General features: G+C 68.1%; 19 protein-coding genes. 13 read left to right on the forward strand and 6 right to left on the reverse strand.

Features of this window, described 5'->3' with window-relative positions; all coding sequences use genetic code 11:
• The first annotated feature begins 16 nt into the window (after nucleotides 1-16).
• Both GSQ95_RS06610 and GSQ95_RS06615 read left to right on the forward strand, forming a co-directional pair.
• Nucleotides 17-775, forward strand: a complete 759-nt coding sequence (locus GSQ95_RS06610; RefSeq protein WP_158889954.1) for an SDR family oxidoreductase — start codon at nucleotides 17-19, stop codon at nucleotides 773-775.
• Nucleotides 776-814: 39 nt separating this feature from the next.
• Nucleotides 815-1,348 (forward strand): DUF924 family protein, encoded by a 534-nt coding sequence (locus GSQ95_RS06615; RefSeq protein WP_158889956.1) that lies wholly within the window; start codon nucleotides 815-817, stop codon nucleotides 1,346-1,348.
• A gap of 45 nt (nucleotides 1,349-1,393) precedes the next feature.
• On the opposite strand, the gene GSQ95_RS06620 is transcribed toward GSQ95_RS06615, so the two are convergent.
• From GSQ95_RS06620 to GSQ95_RS06635, 4 genes are all read right to left on the reverse strand, one after another.
• The gene (locus tag GSQ95_RS06620; RefSeq protein ID WP_042135142.1) at nucleotides 1,394-1,843 is read right to left on the reverse strand and encodes an Lrp/AsnC family transcriptional regulator; all 450 of its coding nucleotides are present in this window, start codon (nucleotides 1,841-1,843) and stop codon (nucleotides 1,394-1,396) included.
• 61 nt (nucleotides 1,844-1,904) lie between these two features.
• Nucleotides 1,905-3,236, reverse strand: a complete 1,332-nt coding sequence (locus GSQ95_RS06625) for a VOC family protein (RefSeq protein WP_158889958.1) — start codon at nucleotides 3,234-3,236, stop codon at nucleotides 1,905-1,907.
• Between the two features lie 108 nt (nucleotides 3,237-3,344).
• Nucleotides 3,345-3,593, reverse strand: a complete 249-nt coding sequence (locus tag GSQ95_RS06630) for a hypothetical protein (protein ID WP_133860337.1) — start codon at nucleotides 3,591-3,593, stop codon at nucleotides 3,345-3,347.
• A gap of 70 nt (nucleotides 3,594-3,663) precedes the next feature.
• A complete protein-coding gene (locus GSQ95_RS06635) occupies nucleotides 3,664-3,864 on the reverse strand; it encodes a hypothetical protein (protein ID WP_133860336.1) in 201 nt (66 codons plus the stop codon).
• A gap of 199 nt (nucleotides 3,865-4,063) precedes the next feature.
• Between GSQ95_RS06635 and GSQ95_RS06640 the strand changes: the two genes are divergently transcribed.
• The 10 genes from GSQ95_RS06640 to GSQ95_RS06685 all read left to right on the forward strand — a co-directional run bounded on the left by GSQ95_RS06640 (nucleotide 4,064) and on the right by GSQ95_RS06685 (nucleotide 12,756).
• Nucleotides 4,064-5,878 carry an ATP-binding protein gene (locus tag GSQ95_RS06640; RefSeq protein ID WP_158889960.1) on the forward strand — a complete coding sequence of 605 codons (1,815 nt, stop codon included), beginning with the start codon at nucleotides 4,064-4,066 and terminating at the stop codon, nucleotides 5,876-5,878.
• A 29-nt stretch (nucleotides 5,879-5,907) separates the two neighbouring features.
• On the forward strand, nucleotides 5,908-7,344 hold the full coding sequence (locus GSQ95_RS06645) for a sigma-54 dependent transcriptional regulator (protein ID WP_158889962.1): 1,437 nt from the start codon (nucleotides 5,908-5,910) through the stop codon (nucleotides 7,342-7,344).
• Nucleotides 7,345-7,430: 86 nt separating this feature from the next.
• Nucleotides 7,431-8,441: an SIS domain-containing protein gene (locus GSQ95_RS06650; RefSeq protein WP_256664488.1), complete on the forward strand. Its 1,011-nt coding sequence runs from the start codon at nucleotides 7,431-7,433 to the stop codon at nucleotides 8,439-8,441.
• Between the two features lie 227 nt (nucleotides 8,442-8,668).
• The gene (locus tag GSQ95_RS06655) at nucleotides 8,669-9,289 is read left to right on the forward strand and encodes a LuxR C-terminal-related transcriptional regulator (RefSeq protein ID WP_252977223.1); all 621 of its coding nucleotides are present in this window, start codon (nucleotides 8,669-8,671) and stop codon (nucleotides 9,287-9,289) included.
• Entirely contained in the window at nucleotides 9,286-9,669 is a 384-nt protein-coding gene (csgE, locus tag GSQ95_RS06660; protein ID WP_158889966.1) for a curli production assembly/transport protein CsgE, read from the forward strand. The genes GSQ95_RS06655 and csgE overlap by 4 nt, the downstream gene beginning before the upstream one ends.
• Nucleotides 9,666-10,073, forward strand: coding sequence for a curli assembly protein CsgF (locus GSQ95_RS06665; protein WP_158889968.1), 408 nt, complete (start codon nucleotides 9,666-9,668; stop codon nucleotides 10,071-10,073). Before csgE ends, GSQ95_RS06665 begins: the two co-directional genes overlap by 4 nt.
• A gap of 15 nt (nucleotides 10,074-10,088) precedes the next feature.
• The gene (locus GSQ95_RS06670) at nucleotides 10,089-10,928 is read left to right on the forward strand and encodes a CsgG/HfaB family protein (protein WP_017641598.1); all 840 of its coding nucleotides are present in this window, start codon (nucleotides 10,089-10,091) and stop codon (nucleotides 10,926-10,928) included.
• 108 nt (nucleotides 10,929-11,036) lie between these two features.
• Complete coding sequence (locus tag GSQ95_RS06675; RefSeq protein ID WP_256664485.1) at nucleotides 11,037-11,483, forward strand: curli fiber surface-exposed nucleator CsgB; 447 nt, start codon at nucleotides 11,037-11,039, stop codon at nucleotides 11,481-11,483.
• Between the two features lie 23 nt (nucleotides 11,484-11,506).
• Nucleotides 11,507-12,427, forward strand: a complete 921-nt coding sequence (locus GSQ95_RS06680) for a hypothetical protein (RefSeq protein WP_256664486.1) — start codon at nucleotides 11,507-11,509, stop codon at nucleotides 12,425-12,427.
• Nucleotides 12,424-12,756: a hypothetical protein gene (locus tag GSQ95_RS06685; protein WP_158889974.1), complete on the forward strand. Its 333-nt coding sequence runs from the start codon at nucleotides 12,424-12,426 to the stop codon at nucleotides 12,754-12,756. The genes GSQ95_RS06680 and GSQ95_RS06685 overlap by 4 nt, the downstream gene beginning before the upstream one ends.
• 31 nt (nucleotides 12,757-12,787) lie before the next feature.
• Here GSQ95_RS06685 and GSQ95_RS06690 read toward each other — a convergent pair whose 3' ends face one another.
• Nucleotides 12,788-13,741, reverse strand: coding sequence for a homoserine kinase (locus tag GSQ95_RS06690; RefSeq protein ID WP_158889976.1), 954 nt, complete (start codon nucleotides 13,739-13,741; stop codon nucleotides 12,788-12,790).
• A gap of 62 nt (nucleotides 13,742-13,803) precedes the next feature.
• The gene (locus tag GSQ95_RS06695) at nucleotides 13,804-14,094 is read right to left on the reverse strand and encodes a DUF2782 domain-containing protein (protein WP_027597317.1); all 291 of its coding nucleotides are present in this window, start codon (nucleotides 14,092-14,094) and stop codon (nucleotides 13,804-13,806) included.
• A 254-nt stretch (nucleotides 14,095-14,348) separates the two neighbouring features.
• Between GSQ95_RS06695 and polA the strand changes: the two genes are divergently transcribed.
• Complete coding sequence (gene polA / locus GSQ95_RS06700) at nucleotides 14,349-17,096, forward strand: DNA polymerase I (protein ID WP_158889978.1); 2,748 nt, start codon at nucleotides 14,349-14,351, stop codon at nucleotides 17,094-17,096.
• Nucleotides 17,097-17,154 lie beyond the last annotated feature (58 nt).

Genomic DNA, 17,154 nt, shown 5'->3' on the forward strand with positions numbered 1-17,154 from the left:
AGCCCAAGGACCGCCCATGACCACCGCCCACCCCATCGCCCTCGTCACCGGTGCCTCCCAGGGCATCGGCCTCGCTGTCGCCCTCGGTCTGCTGCAGGACGGCTTCCGCGTGGTCCTTGCCGCCCGCCGCGCCGAACCCCTGGAGGCGCTCGCCGAAGAAGCCCGGCAACAGGGCGGCGAAGCCCTGGCGGTACCCTGCGACGTCACCGATGCCGCCAGCGTCGAGGCGCTGTTCGCCCGCATCCGCGACACCTACGGCCGCCTGGACCTGCTGTTCAACAATGCCGGCGTCGGTGCCCCGGCGGTCCCTATCGACGAGCTGGAACTGGACGCCTGGCATCGGGCGGTCAACACCAACCTCACCGGCGTCTTTCTCTGCAGCCGCGCGGCCTTCGCCCTGATGCGCGCGCAGACACCCCGTGGCGGACGCATCATCAACAACGGCTCCATCTCGGCGCACACGCCCAGGCCCTTCAGCGCGCCCTACACCGCCACCAAGCACGCCGTGGCCGGGCTGACCAAGGCCCTGGCCCTCGACGGACGCGCCTTCGATATCGCCTGCGGCCAGATCGATATCGGCAACGCCGCCACCGAGATGACCGAGCGCATGGCCAACGGTGTGCTCCAGGCCGATGGCAGCACCGCCGTGGAGCCGCGCATGGATGTCAGGCATGTCGCCGACGCCGTTCGCTACATGGCCAGCCTGCCGCTGGACGCCAACGTCCAGACCCTGACGGTGATGGCGACCAAGATGCCCTATGTAGGGCGGGGCTGAGGGGTTCCACGTAGAGTCCGATTAGACAAGGAGTGCAAGATGAATCCAGTCGAGGTCGTCTCCTTCTGGCGTGCCGCCGGCCAACGCCTGTGGTTCAACGGCGGTCCTGCCTTCGACGCCGAGTGCCGCTCGCGTTTCGAGGCCACGCATCTGGCCGCCAGTCGCGGTGAGCTGGACGGCTGGGTTGCCAGCGCCGAAGGCGCTCTGGCTTTGTGTCTGCTGCTTGATCAGATCCCGCGCAATATCTTCCGCCACAGCAGCCACGCCTTCGCCACCGACGGCCTGGCTCTGCAACACGCGCGACAGGCGATCGACGCCGGGCTGGATCAGCAGATCGAAGCCGAACTGCGCGCCTTCTTCTACCTGCCCTTCGAGCACTCCGAGGCGCTGGACGATCAGCGGCACTCGCTCATACTTTTCGAGGCACTGGGGATCGAGCACTACCGGCGCTATGCAGAGGCTCATCTGAAGGTGATCGCTCGCTTCGGTCGTTTTCCGCACCGAAATTATGTTCTAGGCCGGCTCAACACTCCGGACGAACAGGCATGGTTAAACGCAGGTGGCGGCTTTTAAACAAGCAGTAAAGGTACTTCCGGTAAGCTTCAAGAAGGCCGGCTATCAAGCACCCAAACGCCGATCGATTTTCCGATTCAGGATGATCGACGTCTGCGTCTGCTTGACCCCTTCGAGGTTGCCGATGCGGTCGAGCAGTTCGTCGAGCTTTTCGTGGGTGGTGCAGCGCAGGAAGGCCAGGTAGTCGAACTGGCCGCTGACCGAGGAGACTTCCTCGACCTCGACCATCTTTTCCAGGGCGCGGATGACGCCGGCGGTGCTGCGCGGCAGGACGCTGATGGCGCAGTAGGCGCGTACGGCGGCCTGTTCCAGTTCGGAGCCCAGGCGCAGGCCGTAGCCCTGGATGATGCCGTCGCGCTCCAGGCGCGCCAGGCGGGTGACCACAGTGGTGCGCGCCAGGCCCAGCTGGCGGGCCAGGGTGGCGTTGGAGGCGCGGGCGTTCTGCTGCAGCAGGTGAATGAGCTGCCAGTCGGTCGGATCGAGTTTGGTGAACATCGTGGCTGCCTGCCGGGGGCGGACGTCGGGGCCGGGGGCCGCCGACGCGGGAGCCTCTATTCTAGGCGGGGCGGCCGAGGGCAGCCAGGGCGGTGTCCAGGGATTCCTGTTGCTGGCGTTCGTACAGCGCCATCTCGTCGAGCACCGGCGCACCCAGGGCGGCTTCGAAGGCGGCGCGATTGCCGCCGCTCTGGTACTCCTGCTGGCTGCCGGCTCCCAGGTTGGACTGGAAGATGCCCGCGGCGCTGACGGGCAGGAAGTCTTCGTAGGTGATGGGATCGGCCAGGAGCTGGCCGGCGGCGATCAGGGCCTCGGTATCCCTGGTCTCGACGCTCGACCCAGTGCTCTGCGCGGCACGATAGCGGAACCAGGCCAGGCCCTGGCGGCGCAGCTCGTCCCAGTTGTCGGGTAGCGCCTGGAACACTTCGGCCAATACCGTTGCGTAGTCACTGCCGGCCGCCTTGCTGCGCTGGCGGACCTCCTGCAGGAGTTCGTCGTAGCGCTGGCGACCGGCCGGCGTGAGGGCGATGCCACGCTGCTCGATCTCGCCGAAGCGCGCCGTGTGCGAACCCTGGACCTCGCCCTGGAACAGGATGGGTTCTTCCAGCGCCTTGAAGCTGGTCTGGCGCAGCAGGATGGGGCACTGGCGGCGGGGCGGCCCCTCGATAGTTTCCTTGGGCGCGATACCGCGCGCGGGCATCCGGGCCTGGACGGCGTCGATGTCGAGGGTGCGCGGGGTCAGGTGGTTGATGTGCGGACCCTTGAAGCAGACCACGTCGGCGATCAGCCGATGGGCGTCGTGCAGGCGCTGATAGAGGCTGGCGTCGACATTGGCCTCGCGGTGCCAGCGAAAGGTCTCCAGGGCTTCCTGGACGAAGGCTTTGGCTTCGGCATCCGTCAGCCCGCCCTGGGCCTCGGCGCGCTGGATCAGCTCCAGCGCGCCCGGGGTGAAGATGCGGCGCTCGTTCAGGACCCCTTCGGCCAACTGGCGCAGCTCGGCGTCTTCGATCAGCTCCAGGCGCAGCAGCGAGGTGAAGACGCGAAACGGATTGATCTGCAGAGCCGCCGGCTCGACGGGGCGGAAGGCGGTGGAATGCACCGGCACCCCGGCCACGCTGAGGTCGTAGTAGCCGACCGGCTGCATGCCCATCACGGCGAACAGGCGGCGCAGGGTGGCCAGTTCGGCGGCGGTGCCGACGCGGATGGCGCCGTGGCGCTCTAGGTCCAGGCGCTCCGCGGAATCCCCGGCGAAGCCTGGCTGTCCGGCGTTCACCTCGGCGACCAGTTCCAGCAGGGTGCCGTACTGGGGCACCTCCTGGCGGTACATCGCCGACATGGCCTGGGAAAAGCGGGTGCGGATCAGATCCGGGGAAAGCAGCGACGCGGCGGTCATGGGAGCGACTCCTGGCTCAGGCTAGAAGCCGATTTCGACATGCCCGCACGGGCTGCTCAAGCGATCTTTGCTCATTGGATCATTCCCCGGGGGAATGGGCGGACTGCCTCAGTGATCCTTGTGCTGGGTCTTGGGCTTCTTCACATGATCGGCGCCGGTATTGCTGCCCGATCCGCCGCTGGAGCCGTTGTCGGCCGCGCCGACGCCGGTGCTGGGTGCCTTCTCCATGCCATGGGTGCTGGTGGGATCGGGCCGCGCGGGGGTGGCCGGGGGATTGGTCGGGCTGGTCTGGGCCAGGGCGGCGCCGGACAGGCTGAGGCCCAGGATCAGGGCGGGAAGCAGCGGGAACGGGCGCATGGGAGGACTCCTCTGGACGGATTCACTCCCCTTTAGGCACCTCCCGCGCAGGGAGGTGCCGCGCCGTGGATCAGCTGCCGCTGGTAGTGGCCTTGTGGACCTTCTTGTGCGCCACCTTCTTATGGTGGGTGGTGGCCTGCTTGCCGGTCTTGGCCGGGCTGCTGCTGGTCGCGGCAGGGGGCGTGGCCGGATCGGCGGGCGCCGTCTGGGCGAAGGCGGCAGAGGTGGCCAGCAGGCCGGCGAGGGTCAGGCAGAGGGTGGTGCTTTTCATGGAAGTCACTCCTTCGGTGGCTGATTGCAGGTTCAGTTAGCCGGCTTTCGTCCGGCAAATCCGTGTCCTCGTCCACAGCCGGGGCCATTGGTAACAAGATATTTCAATCGACTGCCAAGGCGTTAACAGTCTGACGACCTCTTCGCCAGGGTCCCGGCTTGGGCATAATGCCGGGACGCCCCCCTGATCGTAGCCGCGCATGCCCAAGAGTCCTCACCTTCCCAAGCGCCCCCGCTGGAGCAGCCTGCTGCTGCTGGCCCTAGGTCTGACGCTGCTGCTGATTCCGCTGCGCTACGCGGCCCAGCACTATTACGAGGCGCAACTGGGCGAGCAGAACGGCCAGACCCTGGATCTCTATGCCGCCAACTTGCTGGGCACGCTGCGGCGCTACGAGGTGCTGCCGGACCTGCTGGGCGATCTGCCGGTGCTGCGCCATGCCCTGGAAGGCCAGGGCGACAGCACGGCCCAGGACGCCGCCAGCCAGATGCTGGAAGACATCCGCCAGCGCACCGGGGCGGACGTCATCTACCTGATGCAGGACGACGGCACCTGCCTGGCCAGTTCCAACTATCGCCAGGCGGACAGCTTCGTCGGTCGCGACTTCTCCTTCCGGCCCTATTACAAGGCGGCCATGCAGGGCCAGCCGGGGCGCTTCTTCGGTCTCGGCACCACCTCCAGCAAGCGCGGCTACTATTTCGCCGCCGCCGTGCGCGATGGCACGCGGGCCATCGGCGTGGTGGTGGTCAAGGTCGACCTGGACAGCGCGGAAAAGCTCTGGGGCAATGCGCCCGAGCAACTGCTGGTCACCGACGACCTGGGCGTGGTCATCCTCACCTCCCATGACGCCTGGCGCTTTCGCGCCACCCATCCGCTGGACGAACGCCAGCGCGAGCAGGTCAATGCCAACCGGCCCTACCCCACCACCAATCCGGCGCCCCTGACCCTGGTACCCGGCGACTGGTTGACCCAAACCCGCAACCTCGACGAGGTCGGCTGGAACGCGCAGATCCTGGCGCCGCGGGAGATGGTCGAGCGCCAGGTGCGCAGTGCCCTCTATGTCGGCGCGGCGACCCTGCTGGCGCTGCTGCTGTTGCTGGTGGTCATGACCCTGAGACGGCGCCACTTCATCGAGCGCCTGGCGCTGGATGCCCGAGCCAAGCGTGATCTGGAGCTGAACGTGGAGGAGCGCACCCGCGACCTGCAGACGCTCAACGCGCGGCTGCAACAGGAGGTGCACGACCGCGAGCAGGCCCAGCGCGAACTCATGCGCGCCCAGGACGAAGCCGTGCAGGCCGGCAAGCTGTCGGCGCTGGGGACCATGTCGGCCAGCATCAGCCACGAACTCAACCAGCCGCTGGCGGCCATCCGCAGCTACACGGAAAATGCCGTCGTATTGCTCGACCACGATCGGCTGGACGATGCCCGCGGCAATCTCAAGCTGATCGGCGAGCTGACCACGCGGATGGCCAACATCATCGCCCACCTCAAGGCCTATGCCCGTGGCGCCCGCCGTGCGCCGGAGAGCGTGGTGCTGCAGGGCGCCCTGGAAGACGCCCTGGCGCTGGTCGCCGCGCGGCGCCGGGCCATGCAGGTGGAGCTGATCCGCGACCTGCCCGATGCGCCGCTGTGGGTGCAGGCCGGCGAAACCCGCCTGCGGCAGATCATCAGCAACCTGCTGAGCAATGCCCTCGACGCCCTCGCGGAAAAGACCAGCACCCGCCGGCTGTGGCTGACCACCAGCATCGACGAGCGCGGCGTGACCCTGATCCTGAGAGACAACGGCCCGGGCTTTTCCAGCGAGGCCCTGGCTCGCGCCCACGAACCCTTCTTCACCACCAAGGCCACCGCCCAGGGCCTCGGCCTGGGCCTGGCGATCTGCGATAACCTGTTGCGGACCCTCGGTGGCCACCTGCACCTGTCCAACCATGGCGACGGTGGCGCCGAGGTACGTCTCTATCTGCTGCACGGCAAGCCCGGGGTCGCCTCGGTGCCCCAGGAAGAAGTCCGCGGTTGACCGTCAGCCCTCTACCTTAGGTCCCAGTCATGAGTGCCCTGCCCCCCTTCGATCCCGCCAGCCAGATCCTGCTGATCGACGACGACGCCCACCTGCGCCTGGCGCTGAGCCAGACCCTGGACCTGGCCGGTTTCAAGGTGACGACCCTGGCCGATGCCCGCGAGCTGGAGCTGGCGGCCGTGCGCGACTGGCCCGGCGTGGTGGTCAGCGACATCCGCATGCCCGGCATCGATGGCCTGGAGTTGCTGGCCCAGCTGCACCAGCGTGACGCCGAATTGCCGGTGGTGCTGATCACCGGCCATGGCGACGTGCCCCTGGCGGTCCAGGCCATGCGCGCCGGCGCCTATGACTTCCTGGAAAAGCCCTTCGCCAACGATGCCCTGATCGACAGCGTGCGCCGCGCCCTGGGCGCCCGCCACCTGGTGCTGGAAAACCGCAGCCTGCGCCTGGCCCTCGCCGAGCGCCATGAACTCCAGACCCGGCTGATCGGCCAGACCCCGGGCGTGGCCCGACTGCGCGACCAGATCGGCGCCCTCGCCGCGACCCAGGCCGATGTGCTCATTCATGGCGAGACGGGCGCCGGTAAGGAGGTGGTGGCCCGCGCCCTGCACGATCTGTCGAATCGTCGCGACGGCCCCTTTGTCGCCATCAACGCCGGGGCCCTGGCCGAATCCGTGGTGGAGAGCGAACTCTTCGGCCATGAACAGGGCGCCTTCACCGGCGCCCAGAAAAGACGCATCGGCAAGTTCGAATACGCCAGCGGCGGCACCCTCTTTCTCGACGAGATCGAGAGCATGAGCCTGGATGTCCAGGTCAAGCTGCTGCGCCTGCTGCAGGAGCGCAAGGTCGAACGCCTCGGCTCCAACCAGCAGATCCCGCTGGACATCCGGGTGGTCGCCGCCACCAAGGAAGACCTGCGCCAGGCCGCCGACCAGGGTCGCTTCCGCGCCGACCTCTACTACCGGCTCAACGTCGCCACCCTGCGCATCCCCGCCCTGCGCGAGCGCAGCGAAGACATCCTGCCGCTGTTCCGCCATTTCGCCCTGGCCGCCGCCCAGCGCCATGGCACCCCGCTGCGCGAAGCCGATGCCGAGCAGCGCGCCGCCCTCATCGCCCACAGCTGGCCGGGCAACGTGCGCGAATTGCAGAACGCCGCCGAGCGCTTCGCCCTGGGGCTGGAGCTGGCGCTGGACAACAGCGCCCATGCGCCCCTGGCGCCCATGACGGCGGCGCCCGTGGCCGCGGCCCCGGTGCTGGCGGCTCCGGCGGCAGCAGCCCTGGCCGCCGGGCTGGGCGAGCAGGTCGAGGCCTTCGAGCGCGAACTCATCCAGCGCGAACTGGCCCGACCCCACGCCTCCCTGCGCAGCCTGGCCGAAGCCCTCGGCCTGCCGCGCAAGACGCTGTCCGACAAGCTGCGCAAGCACGACCTGCAATTCACCGGCGGTGCGGCGGACGAAGGCGACTAGGCCAAGGTCGGCTGGTCGCACCGGCCCAGGAGTGGCAGAGTGCAAGACTTAGGCGTACGCCCAAGGAGACCCTCTTGACCTCGCTCATGCTCGCAGAAGCCGCCGCCAGCGGCGCGGCGGTCGCTCGCCAACTGGCGACCATCGACCAGGCCCTGGCGACCCTGGCCGCGGACCTCAGGGCCAAGCCGCCGCAGCTGGCGCTTACCGTGGCGCGTGGCAGCTCGGACCATGCGGCCAGCTATTTCGCCTACCTGGCGATGGCCCACCTGGGGCTGCCGGTGCTGTCCCTGCCGCCCTCGCTGGTGACCCTGCGCCAGGCGCCGCTGCAGGTCGAAGGCCAGCTCGCCCTAGGCTTTTCCCAGTCCGGACGCAGTCCCGATCTGATCGAGACGCTGTCCGCCCTGGATCGCTACGGCGCCCGCACCGCGGCCCTGGTCAACGAGATCGACTCGCCCCTGGCCCTGGCCTGCCGCCATGCCATCGGCGTGCAGGCCGGTCCCGAGCGCAGCGTCGCCGCCACCAAGAGCTTCATCGCCACCCTGGCCGCCGCCGCCCGGCTGATCGCCCACTGGCAGCAGGACGAGACCCTGCTTGCCGCTGGAGTCGCCTTGCCCGAGGCCCTGGATCGGGCGGCCGAACTGAGCTGGGCGCCGGCCCTGACCGTCCTGCGCGACGCCGAGCGCTGCATGGTGGTCGGCCGCGGGCCGGGCTTCGCCATCGCCCAGGAGGCCGCGCTCAAGCTCAAGGAAACCTCGGCGCTGCAGGGCGAGGCCTTCAGCGGCGCGGAATTGCAGCACGGTCCCCTGGCGCTGGTGGAGCGTGGCTATCCGCTGCTGATCTTTGCCCTGCGCGGCCCCGAACAGGCCGGCCTGCTGCAACTGGCGCGGGACCTGCGCGGACGCGGTGCCCGGGTGCTGCTGGCCGCGCCGGACGAGATCGCCGAGCGCGACCTGCCCCTCGCCGTCGCCGGTCATCCGGACCTGGACGGCCTGCTGGCGATCCAGAGTTTCTATCGTCTGGCCGCACTGCTGGCCGAGGCCCGCGGCCAGGACCCGGACCAGCCGCGCCACCTGCGCAAGGTCACCCTTACCCGCTGAGGCGGCGATCGCTCGTCTAGCTGCTGTCGCTTGCAGAGCGCCTGGATTACCCGCTCCATCCAGAGAGCTAAGTCTTTGGAGCTAGCCGCCGACGGCTGGTCGACGGGTAATCTGCCAAGCGGTCCACAGAGCCGGTAAGTCGCTGGAAATCGGTCAGTTTTTTCTTGTCGCCCCCGGCGATTTGTCTCAGCGTTCGCGCAACGGATGATGAGACAGCCCATATGGACATGCGCGCGATACCTGCGAGCAAGGTCTGCCTGACGACGAGAAACGTCCTCCTGGCAGAATTGCTCAAACCCTTTCTCGAAGAACGCCACGGCATCGAGCTCAGCTGCGCCCGCGAGCTGGAAGCGGCCGGCGAGACCAGCCTGGTGCTGGTCGATCTCGGCAGCGTGCCCGAGGCGCCATTGGAGCGCTGGCTGGAAAGCCTGGCGCCGGCGGTCACCGTGGCCTTTCTCAACGCCAGCCTCGAACAGGCCCTGCCCTGGGTCGAGCGCTTTCCCGCCATCCAGGGCGTGTTCGCCCCCCAGGCCAGCCGCGACCAGCTGCTGCAGGGGCTGGGCGCACTGCTGGCCGGCGAGGACTGGCTGCCCCGCGCCATCCTGGCCCACCTGCTGCGGCGCTCCCGCGAACGCCCCAGCATCGCCGCCGACGGCCTGACCCGGCGCGAGCGGGAGATCCTCCGGCTGGTCGGGCGCGGGCTGTCCAACGCCGCCATCGGCGAGGCGCTGTGCCTGAGCACCCACACGGTCAAGAGCCACATGCACAACCTGCTGCGCAAGACCGGCGCGGCCAATCGCGCCGAGGCGGCGCTGCGCTTCCATGCCGGGCAGGACCTGCCGGGATGAAGGCGGCCTGGCTGCTGCTCGGCCTGCTGCTGGCAGGACCGCTGCGGGCCGAGAGCGAGCTGATCCAGGGACTGCTGGTGGACAACACCATCTCTCGCTTCGGCCACGACTTCTATCGCCACTTCGCCGATCGCCTGACCGATACCACCGACCTGGACTTCAACCTGGTGGTGCGCGAACGGCCCTCGGCGCGCTGGGGCAGCCTGGTCTGGGTCGAGTACGAGCAGCGGCTGCTCTACCGGCAGTTCATTCCGCCGAACAACAGCGAACTCAAGGATGCCGCCTACGCCGCGGCGGACCAGGTCCACGAGGGCATCACCCGCCGGCGCCTGGAAAATCTGCTGCAGGACACTTTCGACATGGATAAGGACGAGTTATGAACGCGCACGCCTGGAAGGCCCTGCCCCTACTCTGCACTCTGGGCGTCGCCCCGGCCATGGCGACCGAGCTGGTCTACTCGCCGGTGAATCCGTCCTTTGGCGGCAATCCGCTCAATGGCACCTACCTGCTGAACAACGCCACCGCCCAGGATCGCCACAAGGATCCCGACCTGCGCAGCAGCGCCAGCAGCCAGTCGCCCCTGGAACGCTTCACCAGCCAGCTGGAATCGCGGCTGCTGTCCCAGGTGCTGACCGATATCAAGGATGGCAACTCGGGCACGCTCTCCACCGACCAGTTCATCGTCAACATCCTCGACGATTCCGGCAACCTGACCGTGCAGATCACCGACCGCGGGACCGGGGAGATTTCGGAAATCTCCGTCAACGGCTTCAACCAACCCTGAGCACGGATGCCTGCCATGAACGCCTTTTCCCTGGCGGCGGCCCTGACCGCCGCCCTCGTCCTGACCGGCTGCGTGCGCGACCCCATGCCCGCCGAACAGAACGCCGCCCCGACCCTGACGCCGCGCGCCTCCACCTACTATGACCTGCTGGCGCTGCCGCCGCCCAAGGGCCCGCTGGTGGCCGCCGTCTACGGCTTCCGCGACCAGACCGGGCAGTACAAGCCCAATCCGGCCAGCTCCTTTTCCACCGCCGTGACCCAGGGCGCCGGCAGCATGCTGGTGGACGCCCTGCAGGCCAGTGGCTGGTTCGTGGTGCTCGAACGCGAGGGCCTGCAGAATCTGCTGACCGAACGCAAGATCATCCGTGCCACCCAGAACAAGCCGGACCTGCCGGAGAATCTGCAGCAGGCGCTGCCCTCACTGCAGGCGGCCAACCTGCTGCTCGAAGGCGGCGTAGTGGCCTACGACACCAACGTCCGCAGCGGCGGCGAAGGGGCGCGCTACCTGGGCATCGGCCTGTCCGAGGAGTACCGGGTGGATCAGGTCACGGTCAATCTGCGTGCCATCGACACCCGCAGCGGTCGGGTGCTGGCCAATGTCATGACCTCCAAGACCATCTACTCCATCGGCCGCCAGGCCGGGGTCTTCAAGTTCATCGAATTCAAGAAGCTGCTCGAAGCCGAGTCCGGCTACACCACCAACGAGCCGGCGCAGCTGTGCGTGCTCTCGGCCATCGAGGCGGCGGTCGCCCATCTGGTCGCCCAGGGCGTGGAGCGGCGCCTGTGGCTGGTGGCCGATGGTCGCGATCCGCGCGATCCGGCGCTGACCAAGTACCTGGAGCCGACCCGGCGCTAGGGATTAAGCCGTCGGCCCCGCGGGATTCGCTCCCTGGAGCGATAGCGATGGGCCAGGCGGCTCCGGACAATGCCAGGCGGAGAATCTTAGGCAATGACGGTGACAGAGATGCGCAGCCCAACCCGCGGCCTGGCCGTGGTCCTCGCCCTGGCACTCGGCCTGGACACCCTGGCGTCGGCCGCCGATCTCATGGAGACCGGCGACCTGGGTCAGGCGCCGGCGGCCGGGCGCGACGCCGTCATCCGCCACCTCGGCGCAGGCAACCAGGCGCTCATCGACCAGCGCGGCACCGCGCTGCGCGCTCAGGTGGCCCAGAGCGGCGCCGCCCAGGAAGCCCGCATCCTGCAGGACGGCACAGAACTGAGTGCGGTCATCCTCCAGGGCGGCTACGGCAACGTCGCACGCATCGAGCAGGTCGGCAGCGGCAACCAGGCCGACATCCTGCAACTCGGCGTCCAGGGCAACGCCCGCATCGAACAGCACGGCTCGGGCCTGTCCAGCCGCATCGTCCAGTACGGAAGCAACCAGAACACGGTGGTACGTCAGTACCGCTGATGGCACTCATGGAGATCAGACAGATGTTTCTACTCAGGCCCCTGGCCACCCTGACGCTGGCCCTCGTGGCCGCCAACGTCCTCGCCCAGAACAGCACCGCCACCGTCCAGCAGGACGGCAACAGCGGCACCCTCACCCTGGACCAGAGCGGCGCCGGCAACAGCGCGGCCCTCTATCAGCTGCAGGGCGAAGGCAACGCGATCAGCGTGGTCCAGACCGGCGCCAGCAGCGCCACCATCACCCAGGGCGGCGACATCTATGGCTACGCCCAGGGCAACGTGGCGAACCTGCGCCAGGAAGGCGGCAGCAGCGTCCATACCCTGGCCCAGGACGGCTTCGGCAACCAGGCCACCATCAGCTCCGTGGGCAGCAACAGCGGCACCCTGGTCCAGTCGGCCTCCAGCGCCCAGCTGACCCTGGAGCAGAACGGCGACAACAACCAGGTGCGCGTCGATCAGAGCGGCGATGCCGTAACGGCGACCCTTGCCCAGTCCGGCACCGACAACCGCATCGACCTGACCCAGCAGGGCTACTCGGTCGATACCGTGGAACTGACCCAGCGTGGCCAGGCCAACGTCGCCACGGTGCTCTCCTCCGGCAAGTTCAACGAACTGACCTTTACCCAGGACGGCAATCGCAACACCCTGAACGTCGACCAGGCCGGCCGTGGCAACCGCTTCAGCGGCAGCTCCACCGGCGACGACAACCTGGCCAGCGTCACCGTCCAGGGCGACAGCAACCAGACCAGCATCGTCCAGAGCGGCAACGGCAACGAGGCGCGCCTCGACGTCACCAGCGCCATCAGCACGGCCAGCGTCAGCCAGGTCGGCGACAGCAACCGCGCGAGCATCCTGCAGACCTCGGCCAACTTCAACGGCTTCAACGACAGCGCGCGGATCTCGCAGAGCGGCTTCGGCAACAGCGCCACCATCAACCAGCGGTGACGCGCGCCGCCTGGCTGCTCGCGGCCCTCCTGCCCCTGGCGGGCGGCGCCGCGGCCAGCGCCCGCCTGGAGTTGCAGCCGCAACCGGCGGGCGCTCAGGTACAGCTGTGCTTTACCGGCGAAGACACGCCCCTGAGCTACGAACTCATCATCGAATTGCACGGCCCGGGGGGCGTCGCCCGCACCCGTCAGGCCGGCGCGGCCAGGGGTGACGGCTGCCCGGTCACCACGCGCCTGGGCGCCGCACCGGGCAGTCTGATCGAGGCGACGCTGAGTTGGCAGCGGCAGGGACAGGCGCAGCCCGTCATCGAGCGACGCTTGCAGCTGTAGCCCAACGCAGAGGTTCCACGTGGAACCTGGGCTACAGGGTCAGCGGCAATTCCAGCGGGGTCTGCTGCCGCGCCGCCAGGCGCTGCTGGAATTCGGCCGGATCATGGATCAGCACGTCCTGGCCGGCAAAGGCCTGGGCGGCGATCAGTCGTGACAGCCAGAAGCGCACGCAGGCGACGCGCAGCAGCACCGGCCACAGCTCGGCTTCGCGCGGCGTGAAGTGGCGATCGGCGGCATAGGCCGCCAGCAGCGCCCGGGCCCGCGGCAGGTCCAGCGCGCCGCTCTCGGTGGAGCACCAGTCGTTCACCGTGATGGCGAGGTCATAGAGCATCCAGCCGGAACTGGCGTTGTAGAAGTCGATGACGCCCGACAGCCGGGGGCCGTCGAACATCACGTTGTCGCGGAACAGATCGCCGTGCAGATTGGCTTCGGGCAACGGCGGCTGCTCGCTCAGCAGCTCGCGGATCTCCCCCAGGGTGCGCTCCAGCAGCGGCCGGGCCGTAGCATCCAGGCCCGGCGCCAGGCGCTCGCCTTCGGCCAGCATCCAGGCCAGGCCGCGATCACTGGCGCGCGCGATGCGGCGCTCGCCGGCGGTGGCCCGGTGCAGATGGCCCAGCAGGTGGCCGACTTCGCCGCAATGATGGGGATTGGGCGCACGCTCGTGGCGGCCGGCCAGGCGCGGTTGCAGCAGCGCCGGCTTGCCGGCCAGCTGGCGCAGGGCCTGGCCATCCTGGGTGCGCACCGCATAGGGCACCGGCAGGTCGGCGTCGTGGAGGACGTCGAGCAGTTCGATGAAGAACGGCATCTCCGCCACCGGACCGCGCTCCACCAGGGTCAGGACGAATTCGCCGCCTTCCAGGCTGATGAAGTAGTTGGTGTTTTCCGAGCCCTCGGCGATGCCTCGGAAATCCCGCAGCCGGCCCAGGCCATAGGGCGCGAGAAAGGCTTCGAGGGTGGGACGATCGAGGGGCGTGAAGACGGACATGACAGGGCCTGGCGGAGGAATGTGCGAGCGGCGCGCAGTTTACCGGTCCAGGCGCCTTGCGCCTACCAGCTGAACAGGCGCCAGCTGGGAACGTGCAGGGTCGGCTTGTCGTTGGCGGCGGTGCTGCTGCCATCGGCGGGCACCAGCTCGTAGGGCGCGCCATGCTTGGGGATGACCCGGGTGGATTGCAGCACCCCGCGGATGCGCGTCTCCTCGATGGTCTGGTCGCCAGCCTGGTAGCGGATCACCTTGATCTCGTCAGGCAGGGGCTTTTCCCCCGGTGGCAGCGGTTCCGCGGCCTGGACCAGCGGCGCCAGCAGCAACGCGGCGAAGAGGAAGCGACGAGCACCCATGGTAACCTTTGACCTTTTGAACGGAGCGAGTGGTCGATTCTAGGCTCTGTACGAAAAGTCGTCGAGCGAAGGTCAGGCGAGGCGAAAAAGACTGAGGAAGCGGAGTTTATGAGTGGTAAATGAGCATTCCGAAGGCTTTTTCAACGAAGCATCACCGAGCGCAGACACCTTTCGTACAGAGCCTAGAACCCGGTTTTGCAGTCGTCGAGACTAGCCGGACAGACGCCGCACACGCCACGACAAAGGTCCAGACCATGAGCCACGCCCCTCTCGTCCTGGTGGACGGTTCCTCCTATCTCTATCGCGCCTTCCATGCCCTGCCGCCGCTGATGACCTCCACCGGCAAGCCGACCGGCGCGGTGAAGGGCGTGCTCAACATGCTGCTCTCGCTGCGCCGCCAGTATCCGGACAGCCTCTTCGCGGTGGTCTTCGACGCCAAGGGCCCGACCTTCCGCGACGAACTCTTCGCCGACTACAAGGCCCAGCGCCCGGCCATGCCCGACGACCTGCGCGGCCAGGTCGAGCCGCTGCACGCCTGCATCCGCGCCCTGGGTCTGCCGCTGCTGGCCGTCGAAGGGGTGGAAGCCGACGACGTCATCGGCACCCTCGCCCGTCATTGCGCCAGCGCCGAGCGCCCGGTGGTGATCTCCACCGGCGACAAGGACATGGCCCAGCTGGTCTGCCCCTATGTCACCCTGGTCAACACCATGAGCGGCAGCGTGCTGGACGTGGAAGGGGTCAGGACCAAGTTCGGCGTGGGCCCCGAGCTGATCATCGACTACCTGGCGCTGATGGGCGACAAGATCGACAACATCCCCGGGGTACCCGGGGTGGGCGAGAAGACCGCCGCCGGCCTGCTCAACGGCATCGGCGGTGGACTGGATACCCTCTACGCCAACCTCGACGCCGTGGCCGCCCTGCCCCTGCGCGGCGCCAAGTCGCTGGCCGCCAAGCTGGACCAGCATCGCGAGCAGGCCTATCTGTCCTACCAGCTGGCGACCATCAAGCTGGACGTGCCGCTGGAACTGACCTTCGACGAGCTCAAGGTCGGCGAGCCCCATGTGGAAGCCCTGATGGCGCTCTACCAGGAACTGGAATTCAAGTCCTGGCTGGATGACCTGATCCGTGACACCAAGCGCCAGGGCGCGCCCCTGCCGCTGGCCGAGGATGCCGCCACCACCCAGGTGGAAACCCACTACGACACCGTGCTGGAACAGGCCGACTTCGACGCCTGGCTGGCGCGGCTGCAGGCCGCCGACCGCTTCGCCTTCGACACCGAGACCACCAGCGTCGATGCCCAGCGCGCCGAGCTGGTGGGGTTGTCCTTTGCCGTGGCGCCGGGCCAGGCCGCCTATGTGCCGCTGGCCCACAGCTACATGGGCGCTCCGACCCAGCTCGCGCTGGAGCCGGTGCTGGCCGCGCTCAAGCCGCTGCTGGAAGACCCGGCCAAGCTCAAGGTCATGCAGCACGGCAAGTACGACCTCAATGTGCTGACCCGCTACGGCATCACGATCCAGGGCATCGCCTTCGACACCATGCTCGAATCCTATGTGCTGGACGCCACCGCCACCCGTCACGACATGGACAGCCTGGCGCTCAAGTACCTGGGCCACAGCACCATCCGCTTCGAGGACATCGCCGGCAAGGGCGCCAAGCAGCTGACCTTCGACCAGATCGCCATCGAGCAGGCCGGGCCCTATGCCGCCGAGGATGCCGACGTCACCCTGCGCCTGCACGAGACGCTCTGGCCCAGGCTGGAAGCCATCCCCGGCCTGGCTGGGGTCCTGCGCGACATCGAGATGCCGCTGGTGCCGCCGCTGGCGCGCATCGAGCGCAACGGCGCCCTGGTGGATTCGGCGCTGCTCGGGGTGCAGAGCCGCGAGCTGGGCGAGAAGATGATCGCCCTGGAAAAGGAGGCCTATGAACTGGCCGGCCAGGAATTCAACCTGGGTTCGCCCAAGCAGCTGGGCGAGATCCTCTTCGTCAAGCTGGGCCTGCCGGTGGTCAGCAAGACCGCCTCCGGCCAACCTTCCACCGCCGAGGCGGTGCTGCAGGAACTGGCCGACCAGGACTTCCCGCTGCCCAAGGTGCTGATGCAGTACCGGCAGATGAGCAAGCTCAAGAGCACCTATACCGACAAGCTGCCGCAGCAGATCAATCCGCGTACCGGCCGTATCCATACCAGCTACCACCAGGCGGTGACGGCGACCGGCCGGCTGTCTTCCAGCGACCCGAATCTGCAGAACATCCCGATCCGCACCGCCGAGGGCCGGCGCATTCGCCAGGCCTTCGTCGCACCGAAAGGCTATCGCCTGTTGGCGGCGGACTATTCGCAGATCGAGTTGCGCATCATGGCCCACCTGGCCCAGGACGAAGGCCTGCTGCACGCCTTCCAGAACGACCTGGACGTGCACCGCGCCACCGCCGCCGAGGTGATGGGTGTGCCGCTGGAAGAGGTCAGCCACGAGGATCGCCGCCGCGCCAAGGCCATCAACTTCGGCCTGATCTACGGCATGAGCGCCTTCGGCCTGGCCAAGCAGATCGGCGTCGGCCGGGCCGAGGCCCAGGCCTATATCGATCGCTATTTCCAGCGCTATCCCGGCGTGCTGGCCTACATGGAGCGTACCCGCGCCCAGGTGGTGGACCAGGGCTACGTGGAGACCCTCTATGGCCGCCGGCTGTACCTGCCGGACATCCACTCCAAGAACCAGGGTCTGCGTCGCGCCGCCGAGCGGGCGGCGATCAACGCGCCCATGCAGGGCACCGCTGCGGACATCATCAAGCGCGCCATGATCGCGGTGGATGGCTGGCTGCAGTCGACCCCGGAGCTGGATGCCCGGGTGATCCTGCAGGTACACGACGAACTGGTGCTGGAGGTCCGCGAAGACCAGTTGGAGCGCCTGCGCGAAGGCCTGCTACCGCTGATGAGCGGTGCCGGCGAGCTGGACGTGCCGCTGCTGGTGGAATCGGGGGTGGGTGGCAATTGGGACGAGGCGCACTGAAGGGCGTCGGAGGTTAGGATCGTTGGGCTTCGCAGGCTCAGCCCAACCTACGGGTCCT

This window comes from Pseudomonas sp. BAV 4579, assembly GCF_009765395.1.
In the GTDB taxonomy this organism is placed as follows: domain Bacteria; phylum Pseudomonadota; class Gammaproteobacteria; order Pseudomonadales; family Pseudomonadaceae; genus Chryseomonas; species Chryseomonas aestiva.

Excerpts from the sequence above, each read along its gene's own strand:
- GSQ95_RS06610 (WP_158889954.1), top strand. The coding sequence starts at position 17 with ATGACCACCGCCCACCCCATCGCCCTCGTCACCGGTGCCTCCCAGGGC.
- GSQ95_RS06615 (WP_158889956.1), top strand. The coding sequence starts at position 815 with ATGAATCCAGTCGAGGTCGTCTCCTTCTGGCGTGCCGCCGGCCAACGC.
- GSQ95_RS06620 (WP_042135142.1), bottom strand. The coding sequence starts at position 1,843 with ATGTTCACCAAACTCGATCCGACCGACTGGCAGCTCATTCACCTGCTG.
- GSQ95_RS06625 (WP_158889958.1), bottom strand. The coding sequence starts at position 3,236 with ATGACCGCCGCGTCGCTGCTTTCCCCGGATCTGATCCGCACCCGCTTT.
- GSQ95_RS06630 (WP_133860337.1), bottom strand. The coding sequence starts at position 3,593 with ATGCGCCCGTTCCCGCTGCTTCCCGCCCTGATCCTGGGCCTCAGCCTG.
- GSQ95_RS06635 (WP_133860336.1), bottom strand. The coding sequence starts at position 3,864 with ATGAAAAGCACCACCCTCTGCCTGACCCTCGCCGGCCTGCTGGCCACC.
- GSQ95_RS06640 (WP_158889960.1), top strand. The coding sequence starts at position 4,064 with ATGCCCAAGAGTCCTCACCTTCCCAAGCGCCCCCGCTGGAGCAGCCTG.
- GSQ95_RS06645 (WP_158889962.1), top strand. The coding sequence starts at position 5,908 with ATGAGTGCCCTGCCCCCCTTCGATCCCGCCAGCCAGATCCTGCTGATC.
- GSQ95_RS06650 (WP_256664488.1), top strand. The coding sequence starts at position 7,431 with ATGCTCGCAGAAGCCGCCGCCAGCGGCGCGGCGGTCGCTCGCCAACTG.
- GSQ95_RS06655 (WP_252977223.1), top strand. The coding sequence starts at position 8,669 with ATGCGCGCGATACCTGCGAGCAAGGTCTGCCTGACGACGAGAAACGTC.
- csgE (WP_158889966.1), top strand. The coding sequence starts at position 9,286 with ATGAAGGCGGCCTGGCTGCTGCTCGGCCTGCTGCTGGCAGGACCGCTG.
- GSQ95_RS06665 (WP_158889968.1), top strand. The coding sequence starts at position 9,666 with ATGAACGCGCACGCCTGGAAGGCCCTGCCCCTACTCTGCACTCTGGGC.
- GSQ95_RS06670 (WP_017641598.1), top strand. The coding sequence starts at position 10,089 with ATGAACGCCTTTTCCCTGGCGGCGGCCCTGACCGCCGCCCTCGTCCTG.
- GSQ95_RS06675 (WP_256664485.1), top strand. The coding sequence starts at position 11,037 with ATGCGCAGCCCAACCCGCGGCCTGGCCGTGGTCCTCGCCCTGGCACTC.
- GSQ95_RS06680 (WP_256664486.1), top strand. The coding sequence starts at position 11,507 with ATGTTTCTACTCAGGCCCCTGGCCACCCTGACGCTGGCCCTCGTGGCC.
- GSQ95_RS06690 (WP_158889976.1), bottom strand. The coding sequence starts at position 13,741 with ATGTCCGTCTTCACGCCCCTCGATCGTCCCACCCTCGAAGCCTTTCTC.
- GSQ95_RS06695 (WP_027597317.1), bottom strand. The coding sequence starts at position 14,094 with ATGGGTGCTCGTCGCTTCCTCTTCGCCGCGTTGCTGCTGGCGCCGCTG.
- polA (WP_158889978.1), top strand. The coding sequence starts at position 14,349 with ATGAGCCACGCCCCTCTCGTCCTGGTGGACGGTTCCTCCTATCTCTAT.